Below are 9402 nucleotides of genomic sequence, written 5' to 3'. Positions count from 1 at the left end.
GCCCACCACCCCGCCGCGCGCTCCGGCCCCCGAGCCGCGAACGCCGTCCGCATCCCCCCGCCGAGGGTTCAGTCCACTTCCCGGGCGTGCCGGGAGAGCGCCGACGCGGCCAGCGAGTTGTGCACGCTGAACGCCACCGTGCCGGGCAGGTAGCGGTCCTGGGACCACTCCACGGGGGTGCCGGTCGGGTCGGTGGTCCGCCGCCGCTCGCGCAGCAGCGGGCCGCCGCGGCGGCAGCCGAGCAGCCGGGCGTCGTCCGCGTTGGCCACGACGATGTCGATGGTGTGGTCGGCGTCGGTGAACAGGATGCCGTGCTCGCGCAGGACCTCGGTGTGCGAGACGACGTCCGGCGGCAGTTCGGCGACGATCTCGCCGACCCGGGGCGGGTAGACCGTCCGCTCCACCATCACCGGCTTGCCGGAGAGGGTGCGCAGCCGGACCGTCACGTAGACGTCCGCGCCCTGCTCCAGGCGGAGCTGCTCGCGTTCGGCGGCGTCGGCCGGGCGGCGGACCAGCGAGTCGAGTATGCCGCCGGGCTCCTCCCCCATCGAGTACGCCCAGTGCGTGAAGCTGAGCAGTTCGGAGAAGCTCTGCACGCGGGCCGTTCCCAGCACCACCCGGCGGGTGCCCCGCCGCGAGGTGACCAGCCCGTCCGAGCGGAGCACGGCGAGCGCCTGGCGGACGGTGCCGCGCGAGACGCCGTACTGCTCGGCGAGCGCGCCCTCGGCGGGAAGCCGGCCGGCCTCGCCGAACGCGCCGGTGGTGATCGCCTCGCGCAGGTCGGCGGCGACCTTGCGGTAGAGCGCGCCGGTGGCGCGGTCCTCGGCGGCCGGACGGCCCGACTCCACTGCCACGTCAGTCAATGTCCCTCCAGGGGCGGTGTCCTGCACAGCCGTACCGGCGCGGACAGCCCGACCTTATCCCGCTGCGCCACCGAAGCATCGCACTCCGGCGATCATCCGCCGGCGACCTGATTCGACCGTTCCCGCAGCCGACCCCGGGACTGGGCCATCCGTTCACCTTCCCGTCATCGGGCTCCGGCGTACTTACCCCCGTCAGCGAAGTTGGCTAGTCAACTCGGGCGCCGAACAACCGGCCGCTCACCCCGGCCCGGCCGCCCCGGCCACCCCACTCGCCCGACGAATCCCCGCGAAACGCACCCCTCGCAGTACGCCCTGATCAGGAGACTGACCCGTGACCGTGCACCGTGCCCGCGCCGCCGCTTTCGCGGCCGTACTGACCGCCGCCGCGCTCTCCCTCACCGCCTGCGGCTCCGCCGGTTCGACCGCCAAGGCCGGCGACGCCGCCAAGGCCGGCACCAAGGACGCCAAGGAGGCCACCTCCGCGGCCGACCTCGGCGGCATCGACGGCCTGATCGCCGCCGCCAAGAAGGAGGGCAAGCTGCACGTCATCACGCTGCCCCGGGACTGGGCGAACTACGGCAAGATCATCGACGGCTTCAAGGCCAAGTACGGCCTGGAGGTCGAGGAGGAGAACCCGGACGGCTCCAGCCAGGACGAGATCAACGCGATCACCTCCCGCAAGGGCCAGGACCGCGCCCCCGACGTCGTCGACCTCGGCAGCGCGTTCGCGCTCCAGGCGGTCAAGGACGGCCTGCTCGCCCCCTACAAGGTCGCGACCTTCGACAAGGTCCCGGCCTCCCAGAAGGACGCGGCCGGCGCCGCCGTCAACGACTACGGCGGCTACATCTCGATCGGCTGCGACGCCAAGAAGATCGCCAGCTGCCCGAAGACCTTCGCCGACCTGCTCAAGCCCGAGTACAAGGGCCAGGTCGCCCTCAACGGCAACCCGACCAAGTCCGGCTCGGCGTTCGGCGGCGTCTACGCGGCCGCGCTCGCCAACGGCGGCTCGCTGGACAACATCCAGCCCGGCATCGACTTCTTCGGCAAGCTCAAGCAGTCCGGCAACTTCAACCCGGTCGAGTCGACCCCCGCCACCATCGAGAAGGGCGAGACCCCGATCTCGATCGACTGGTCCTACCTGAACGCCGGTTACAGCGACCAGTTCAAGGACAAGGGCGTCGACTGGAAGGTCTCCATCCCCTCCGACGGCAGCTACGCCCAGTTCTACAACCAGGGCATCAACAAGTGGGCCCCGCACCCCGCCGCCGCGCGCCTGTGGCAGGAGTACCTGTTCAGCGCCGAGGGCCAGAACCTCTTCCTCGGCGGCTACGCCACCCCGTCCACCTTCGACGCCCTGAAGAAGGAGGGCACCCTCGACGCCACGGCCGCCGCCAAGCTGCCGACCGTCGAGAAGCCCTTCACCACCTTCCCGACCCAGGACCAGATCACGGCCGCCAAGAAGGTCGTGACCGAGAACTGGACCAAGGCGATCGCGGGCTGACACTCCCGCCCCGCACCGCACTTCGGGCCGACTCCACCGCGAAAAGGCACTCATGACCACGGCTCCCACCCCGGTGCCGACCACCCCCGCCGCCACCGACCTCGGTGGCGGCGCGGGGGCGTCCGGAACCGCCACGACGTCCACCCCCACGACCACCGTCCCCGCCCCCCGGCGGCGACCGCTCGCCCGGCTCGGCGGCGCCTCCTGGCTCGCCACCGTCCCGCTCCTGCTCTTCTTCCTCGTCGGCTTCGGCCTGCCGGCCGTCGCCATCGTGATCGGCGCGTTCACCACCTCCACCGACGCGGAGGGCGGCGGCGGCCAGTTCACGTTCGACAACATCACCGCCTCCGTCCAGGGCGCCTACTGGACGGCCATGCTGAGCAGCCTCAAGCTCTCCGCGCTGACCGCCCTGCTCGCCACCCTGATCGGCCTGCCGATCGCCCAGGCCGTGGTCACCTCCCGGCACACCTGGCTGCGCCAGGCCGTGCTGACCGCCTCCGGCGTGCTCGCCAACTTCGGCGGCCTGCCGCTCGCGTTCGCGTTCGTCGCCACCCTCGGCAACGCCGGCGAGGTCACCCAGCTGCTCCACCTCACCGACCACGGCTGGACGCTCTACTCGTTCACCGGACTCACCATCGTGTACCTGTACTTCCTCATCCCGCTGATGGTGCTCACCATCACGCCGGCCCTGGACGGCCTGCGGGTGCAGTGGCGCGAGGCGGCCCAGAACAACCGGGCCACCACCGTCCAGTACTGGCGGCACGTCGCCCTGCCGATCCTGCTGCCCTCCCTGCTCGGCGGCTTCGTCCTGCTGTTCGGCAGCGCCTTCGCCGCGTACGCCACCGCCGCCGCGATGGTCGGTGCGACCGTCCCGCTGGTCAGCCGCTCGATCGCCGACGCGCTCTCCGGCAACGTGCTGGTCGGCCAGGGCAACCTCGCCCTCGCCCTCAGCCTCAACATGATCGTCGTGGCCGTCCTCGTGATGGCCGTGTACCTCCCCCTCCAGCGCCGGAGCGCCCGATGGCTCAGCTGACCCCCACCCGTACCGGCCGCACCAAGGTGCGCTGGTGGCGCGGCGCCGTCCTGGGAATCGCCGGAATCTACTTCGTCGTCCCGCTCGCCGCCGCCGGCTACTTCTCGATCGACGAGCCCCAGGGCTACTCCTTCGAGGCGTACACCGGGCTGCTCTCCGCGCCCGGCTTCCTCGACAGCCTCTGGCTCACCCTCGGGCTCGCCGTCGTCACCGTCCTGGTGCTGCTGCTCCTGCTGGTCCCCGCCCTGATCGCGGTCCGGCTCGGCGCGCCGAAGCTGCGCCCGGTGATCGACGTGCTCTGCACCCTGCCGCTGGTCGTCCCGCCCGTCGCCCTCACCGCCGGCCTGATCGGCGTGCTGCGCTGGGGCCCGGACTACCTGATGGACACGCCGTTCTTCCAGACCTTCGTGTTCGTCCAGGACCCGGACTTCCCGCTGGTCCTGGTCATCGCCTACGTGCTGATGGGCCTGCCGCTCGCCTACCGCGCACTGGACGCCGGCCTGCGCGCCGTGGACGTCCGCACCCTGGTCGAGGCCGCCCGCAACTGCGGCGCGAGCTGGCCGCGTGCGGTGTTCACCGTCGTCCTGCCCAACCTGCGCGGGGCGCTGCTGAACGCCTCCTTCCTCACCCTGGCCCTGGTGCTCGGCGAGTTCACCGCCGCCTCGATCCTCGGCTACCAGCCCTTCCCGGTCTGGATCTACACGGTCGGCAACAGCCAGGCCCACATGTCGGTCGCGGTCTCCATCCTGAGCCTGCTGATCACCTGGCTGCTCCTGCTCCTGCTGGCCACCCTCGGCCGCGAGCGCCACGCCAAGACCACGTCCTGACCTCCCTGACCGCACGCCGGCCTCCCCCGCACCTCCGGAGAACTCCCTTGACCTCCCTCGCCGTTGAGAAGACCGCCACCCGATCGGGCGGCGCGACCGTCGAATTCCGCTCGCTGCGCCGCACCTTCGGCGCCACCACCGCGCTCGACGGCCTCGACCTGACCGTGCAGCCCGGCGAACTCCTCGCCCTGCTCGGCCCGTCCGGCTGCGGCAAGACCACCGCGCTGCGCATCCTCGCCGGCTTCGAGCAGCACGACTCCGGCCAGGTGCTGGTCGACGGCGAGGACATCACCGCGATCCCCGCCCACAAGCGCGACGCCGGCATGGTGTTCCAGTCGTACAGCCTCTTCCCGCACCTGACCGCAGCCGACAACGTCGCCTTCGGCCTGCGGATGCGCGGCGCAGGCAAGGCCGAACGCCTCAACCGGGCCAAGGAGCTGCTGGAGCTCGTCGGCCTGCCCCAGCACGCCGACCGCTACCCGCACCAGCTGTCCGGCGGCCAGCAGCAGCGCATCGCGCTCGCCCGCGCGCTCGCCCTCCAGCCCCGCGTCCTGCTGCTCGACGAGCCGCTCTCCGCACTCGACGCCAAGGTGCGGCTGTCGCTGCGCGAGGAGATCCGGCGCCTCCAGCAGGAGCTGGGGATCACCACGCTGTTCGTCACCCACGACCAGGAGGAGGCGCTCTCGATGGCCGACCGGGTCGCGGTGCTGCGCGCCGGCCGGCTGGAGCAGTGCGCCGCGCCCGCCGAGCTCTACGCCCGCCCGGCCACCGCCTTCGTCGCCGAGTTCGTCGGCACCATGAGCCGCATCCCGTGCGTCCGGGCCGGCGACGGCGTCGAGGTTCTCGGCCGCCGGCACGCCGTGGACGGCGAGCTGCCCGCGGACGGCCCGCTGGACGTGCTCGTGCGGCCGGAGAACGTCGCGCTGGCCCCGGCGGCGGACGGCCCGGCCCAGGTGGTCTCCGCGTCCTTCCTGGGCGCCGTCACCCGGCTCACCGTCCGGCTCGGCGACGGCACCGAGGTCAAGGCCGACCTGCCGACCGAGACCGCCACCGCACTGCCCGTCGGCTCGCGCGCCGCGCTGACCCTGCCGGAGCGCCCGGTGCTGGTCGACCGCCGTACGGTCTGACCCGTCCGCCCTCCTCCTGATGAACCATCGAAGGTACCGCCATGCCTGCATCCGCTGAATCCGCCGTTCCTGCTGTTCCTGCTGTCCCCGCCGCACCGGTGTCGCCGGCCGCACCCGCCGCGACCGTGACGCCCGCCGCCGTCCTCTTCGACATGGACGGCACGCTGGTCGACACCGAGCACCTCTGGTGGCAGGCCGCCGCCGAACTCGCCGACGAACTCCACCACTCGCTCACCGACTCCGACGTCCCCGAGGTGCTCGGCCAGGCCGTCGAGCACACCGCCGCCCACCTCCACCGGGTCAGCGGGACGTCGCTGAGCGAGGCCGAACTCGCCGACCGGCTCGGCGACTCGTTCGCCGGCAAGGTCGCCGCCGAGACCGTCCCCCGGCCGGGCGCGCTCGCCCTGCTCGCCGAACTGCGCGACGCCCGCGTGCCCACCGCACTGGTGTCGGCCTCGCCGCGCCGCGTCGTCGACATGGTGCTCGGCACCATCGGCCGCGACTGGTTCGCCGTCACGCTGGCCGCCGAGGACACCCCGCGCACCAAGCCCGCGCCCGACCCCTACCTCGCCGCCGCCGCACGCCTCGGCCTCGACCCGGCCGCGTGCGTCGCCGTCGAGGACACCCCGACCGGCGTCGCCTCCGCCACCGCGGCCGGCTGCGTGGTGCTCGCCGTCCCGTCCGGCGACACCCGGATCCCGGGCGGTTCGCGGGTGACGCTGCTCGACAGCCTGGAGCACGCCGACGTCGCGCTGCTGGGGAAGCTCACCGCCGCGCCCGGGGTCTGACCTCCCGTGCCCTACGTACTCCTGGCCCTGGCGATCCTCAGCGAGATCTGCGCCACCAGCTGCCTGAAGCTCACCGACGGCTTCAGCCGGCTCTGGCCGAGCGTGGGGGTGGCGATCGGCTACGTCCTCTCGTTCTACCTGCTCGGCAAGGCGCTGAAGCACATCCCGGTGTCGGTCGCGTACGCGGTCTGGTCGGGAGCGGGGACGGCGGCGGTCGCCGGCATCGGCGTGGTGGCCTTCGGCGAGTCGCTGGGGCGGTTGCAGTGGCTGGGGCTCGCCCTGGTCGTCGTCGGCGTGGTGGTGCTCAACCTGAAGGGCAGCCACTGACGCACGACCGCCCACGGAGCAGGAAGTCGGCCGCCCCGACTTCCTGCTCCGTTCCGCTGCCCTCGCCGGCCCGCCGGCCCGCCGGACGGCGGGCGTCAGAGGTCAGGGTTCAGGGGCCAGGGGTCAGTTCCAGACCTCGCCGTAGAACTGGTTGCCGGTGCCACGCAGGTAGTAGTGGGCCCCGTACAGGCCGCCGGTGCACGCCTGCTGCCACCGGAACGGGTTGGTCGCTATGGAGCCGACCATCACGCCGGTGTCGGCGTCCCACAGCTCGGCACGACCCCAGTAGGACAGCGCGGTGTGCTGCCCCCCGAAGCACACCTGGTGGTTGCCGTTCGCCGGGATGCTGCTACTGGTGCAGACCCCGCCCCCACTCGAACACGATGCGGACGCCGCGCTCGCCGGGGACGCCGCGAAGAGTCCGAAGACGGCCATCGCCGACGTCGCCACGACTGTCCGGACGATTCTCTTCCTCATGGTGCTTCCTCATCTGTCGACCGATGTTGCCGGGGAGCGCCCGTGGGAGCCGGCCCCGGAGGCGTGCCCCCGGGTGCGTCGGCGTCGCCCTCCGGGCCGCTCGATCCGCCGCTCACTCTTCCAAGACCCGGCGCACCGGTCATCGGCGGTGAGTGCACCGGATCTTGACGGACAGTCGACTCGGCCGGCCGCACCCGGCACCGGACACCGGAGCGGTCGCCGGCGGAGCGGCCCGGAGCCCGGGGAATTCCTTGCGCGGTCCGCCCCGGCCGGTGTAGACCCGTGATCATGCTGCCCGAGAGGACGTTCCGCAGTGCCGACCTGCCGCCCGCCGACCGGTTCGAATGCTGGCGGGCGCTCATGTCGGAGACGCACGCACCCATGGACATGTGGAGCGATCACGCTGCCGACTTCTGGGTGAACCAGCGGACCATCGCACTCGGCGAGATCACCGTCTATCCCCTGGAATGCCAACCCCTCACCTTCCGTCGCACACGGAAGCTGATAGGGAGGTCGGACCCCGACGCCCTCCACATCTCGCTGGTCAAGCGCGGGTCGGGAGTGGTCACCCAGGGCAGGGACAGCGTCGCCCGCAAGGAGTTCGAGTACCACACCACCGACACCTCGCTCCCGTTCGTCAGCGCACTCCAGGAGCCGTTCAAGATCATCGGGGTCGAGGTGCCCAAGGCCCTCCTTCCGCTGCCTGCGGGCACCGCCCGACGGATCGTCGGAAGGAACATCTCGGCCCGAGGCGGAATGGGAGCCCTGCTGGCCACGTTCCTCGACCAGGTGACGAGGGAGAGCCACTCCTACCAGCCGGCCGACGCCCCGCGCCTGAGCACGGTGCTGACCGACCTCGTGGCCGCGCTCTTCGCCGGTGTCCTCGACGCCGACCGGTCGCTGACCCCGGAGACCCGCCAACGCACCCTGGCGCTCCGCATCATGGCCTTCGTGCGGAACAACGCCGACGACCCGCAGCTGGACATCCGCGCGATCGCCGCCGCGCACCACATATCCGTCAGCTATCTCCACCGCCTGTTCCAGCGAGAGGGGAACGGAGCCACGGTCGCGAGCTTCCTGCAACACGAGCGGCTCGCGCGAGCGCGGCAGGACCTGGCCGACCCCGCGCACCGGGGGGTGCCGGTGCACGTCATCGCCGCGCGGCGGGGCTTCAGCCACGCGTCGGCGTTCGGCCGGGCGTTCCGCGAGGCCTACGGTGTTCCCCCCGGCGCCTTCCGTCGGCAGTCCCCGGCCTCGGACGCCGCACCAGGGACGGAGTGACGGAGCGTCCGATCGCGGGCAGGCGCGCGCTGCCCGATCGGCAGCGGACTCGTCCCGCCGCCCGGAAACGGCCTGGAGACTGCGGGGAAGCCATGGGGAAGCCGGCACGACGCGGTCGCGGCCGACCGGTCGGGAACCGGTCGGCCGCGGTCACTGCACGACGTCAGTGGGAGAACACCCACTGCTGGGTCGGAATGCCGACGTAGGACCACTGCTGGGCCGCGGCGCCGTCCGACGTGCGGCGGTGGTCTGCCCACCGCCGCACGCGGACCGGATCGGCCGGCGACAGCGGCTCGATCCGGTCCCCCTACCGCTTCACTGATCACCAACCGGACAGAAGCATCCGATCGGCGACTCAGCCCACAACGAGATGCGCCTCAGTGCCGACGGCGGGCTGCGGCCCGTCCGCTTCGCCTCACGAGGAGGACGAGTGCACTTCCCAGGACGATGGCGGCCACCGAGCCGACCACGACGCCGATCGATCCGCCCGCACCGGTCGCGGCGAGCGCCTGCCCCGACTCGTTCAGGTGTTGGACGGGGCCGCCCTGCACGTTGCTTCCGTGGACGGGCGCGCCCTGAACGTTACCGGCCTGAACGGGAGCGCCCTGCACGTTGCCTCCATGGACGGGAACACCCTGGACGTTGCCGCCCTGAACGTTGCTTCCGTGGACGGGAACACCCTGAACGTTGCCGCCCTGAACGTTGCCTCCGTGGACGGGGCCACCCGGCACGTCGCCGTGGTTGTCGTGGCCATTCCCGTGATCGCCCTGTGCAGGACCACCATGCCCGTGACCGCCATGACCGCTTGGAGACTGGGATGGGCCTGCGGGGCCTGCCGGGCCGGCCGGGCCTGCCGGACCTGCCGGACCTGCCGGACCTGCCGGACCTGATGCGCCGGGAGAGCCATTCGCACCCGGCGAACCGTTGCCGCCAGGAAGCCCGTTGGCACCGGGCGAACCGTTCGCACCGGGAAGCCCGTTGGCACCGGGCGAACCATTCGCACCCGGCGAACCGTTGCCGCCAGGAAGCCCGTTGGCACCGGGCGAACCGTTCGCACCGGGAAGCCCGTTGGCACCGGGCGAACCATTCGCACCCGGCGAACCGTTGCCGCCAGGATGCCCGTTGGCACCGGGCGAACCGTTCGCACCGGGAAGCCCGTTGGCACCGGGCGAACCATT

At 72.1% G+C, this 9402-nt stretch carries 9 protein-coding genes; 7 read left to right on the top strand and 2 right to left on the bottom strand.

The genetic code is table 11. The annotated features are described in order from the left end of the window. Positions 1–68: 68 nt before the first annotated feature. Positions 69–854, bottom strand: coding sequence for a GntR family transcriptional regulator (locus ACFWOG_RS36515; RefSeq protein ID WP_329876269.1), 786 nt, complete (start codon positions 852–854; stop codon positions 69–71). A gap of 340 nt (positions 855–1194) precedes the next feature. Here ACFWOG_RS36515 and ACFWOG_RS36510 point away from each other — a divergent pair, with 340 nt between their 5' ends. From ACFWOG_RS36510 to ACFWOG_RS36485, 6 genes are read left to right on the top strand one after another with little or no spacing between them, the layout of a single operon-like run. Next, the gene (locus tag ACFWOG_RS36510; protein WP_355399863.1) at positions 1195–2364 is read left to right on the top strand and encodes an ABC transporter substrate-binding protein; all 1170 of its coding nucleotides are present in this window, start codon (positions 1195–1197) and stop codon (positions 2362–2364) included. A gap of 52 nt (positions 2365–2416) precedes the next feature. Then, positions 2417–3397 carry an ABC transporter permease subunit gene (locus tag ACFWOG_RS36505; protein ID WP_355399861.1) on the top strand — a complete coding sequence of 327 codons (981 nt, stop codon included), beginning with the start codon at positions 2417–2419 and terminating at the stop codon, positions 3395–3397. Further along, positions 3385–4224, top strand: a complete 840-nt coding sequence (locus tag ACFWOG_RS36500; RefSeq protein WP_329948660.1) for an ABC transporter permease subunit — start codon at positions 3385–3387, stop codon at positions 4222–4224. The genes ACFWOG_RS36505 and ACFWOG_RS36500 overlap by 13 nt, the downstream gene beginning before the upstream one ends. Positions 4225–4271: 47 nt before the next feature. Then, positions 4272–5351: an ABC transporter ATP-binding protein gene (locus ACFWOG_RS36495; RefSeq protein WP_380363694.1), complete on the top strand. Its 1080-nt coding sequence runs from the start codon at positions 4272–4274 to the stop codon at positions 5349–5351. A 41-nt stretch (positions 5352–5392) separates the two neighbouring features. Next, positions 5393–6139 (top strand): HAD family hydrolase, encoded by a 747-nt coding sequence (locus ACFWOG_RS36490; RefSeq protein ID WP_380363692.1) that lies wholly within the window; start codon positions 5393–5395, stop codon positions 6137–6139. 6 nt (positions 6140–6145) lie between these two features. Then, positions 6146–6466 carry a DMT family transporter gene (locus tag ACFWOG_RS36485; protein ID WP_380363690.1) on the top strand — a complete coding sequence of 107 codons (321 nt, stop codon included), beginning with the start codon at positions 6146–6148 and terminating at the stop codon, positions 6464–6466. A 123-nt stretch (positions 6467–6589) separates the two neighbouring features. On the opposite strand, the gene ACFWOG_RS36480 is transcribed toward ACFWOG_RS36485, so the two are convergent. Then, positions 6590–6943 (bottom strand): hypothetical protein, encoded by a 354-nt coding sequence (locus tag ACFWOG_RS36480; protein WP_329876283.1) that lies wholly within the window; start codon positions 6941–6943, stop codon positions 6590–6592. 288 nt (positions 6944–7231) lie between these two features. Between ACFWOG_RS36480 and ACFWOG_RS36475 the strand changes: the two genes are divergently transcribed. Beyond that, positions 7232–8224 carry an AraC family transcriptional regulator gene (locus tag ACFWOG_RS36475; RefSeq protein WP_380363688.1) on the top strand — a complete coding sequence of 331 codons (993 nt, stop codon included), beginning with the start codon at positions 7232–7234 and terminating at the stop codon, positions 8222–8224. Positions 8225–9402 lie beyond the last annotated feature (1178 nt).

Origin of the sequence: Kitasatospora sp. NPDC058406, from assembly GCF_042722765.1 — a bacterium.
Taxonomy (GTDB): Bacteria; Actinomycetota; Actinomycetes; order Streptomycetales; family Streptomycetaceae; genus Kitasatospora.
Note: the sequence above shows the minus strand (reverse complement) of the source record. Positions and strands in the feature narration are given on the sequence as shown.

Excerpts from the sequence above, each read along its gene's own strand:
- ACFWOG_RS36505 (WP_355399861.1), top strand. The coding sequence starts at position 2,417 with ATGACCACGGCTCCCACCCCGGTGCCGACCACCCCCGCCGCCACCGAC.
- ACFWOG_RS36500 (WP_329948660.1), top strand. The coding sequence starts at position 3,385 with ATGGCTCAGCTGACCCCCACCCGTACCGGCCGCACCAAGGTGCGCTGG.
- ACFWOG_RS36490 (WP_380363692.1), top strand. The coding sequence starts at position 5,393 with ATGCCTGCATCCGCTGAATCCGCCGTTCCTGCTGTTCCTGCTGTCCCC.
- ACFWOG_RS36480 (WP_329876283.1), bottom strand. The coding sequence starts at position 6,943 with ATGAGGAAGAGAATCGTCCGGACAGTCGTGGCGACGTCGGCGATGGCC.
- ACFWOG_RS36475 (WP_380363688.1), top strand. The coding sequence starts at position 7,232 with ATGCTGCCCGAGAGGACGTTCCGCAGTGCCGACCTGCCGCCCGCCGAC.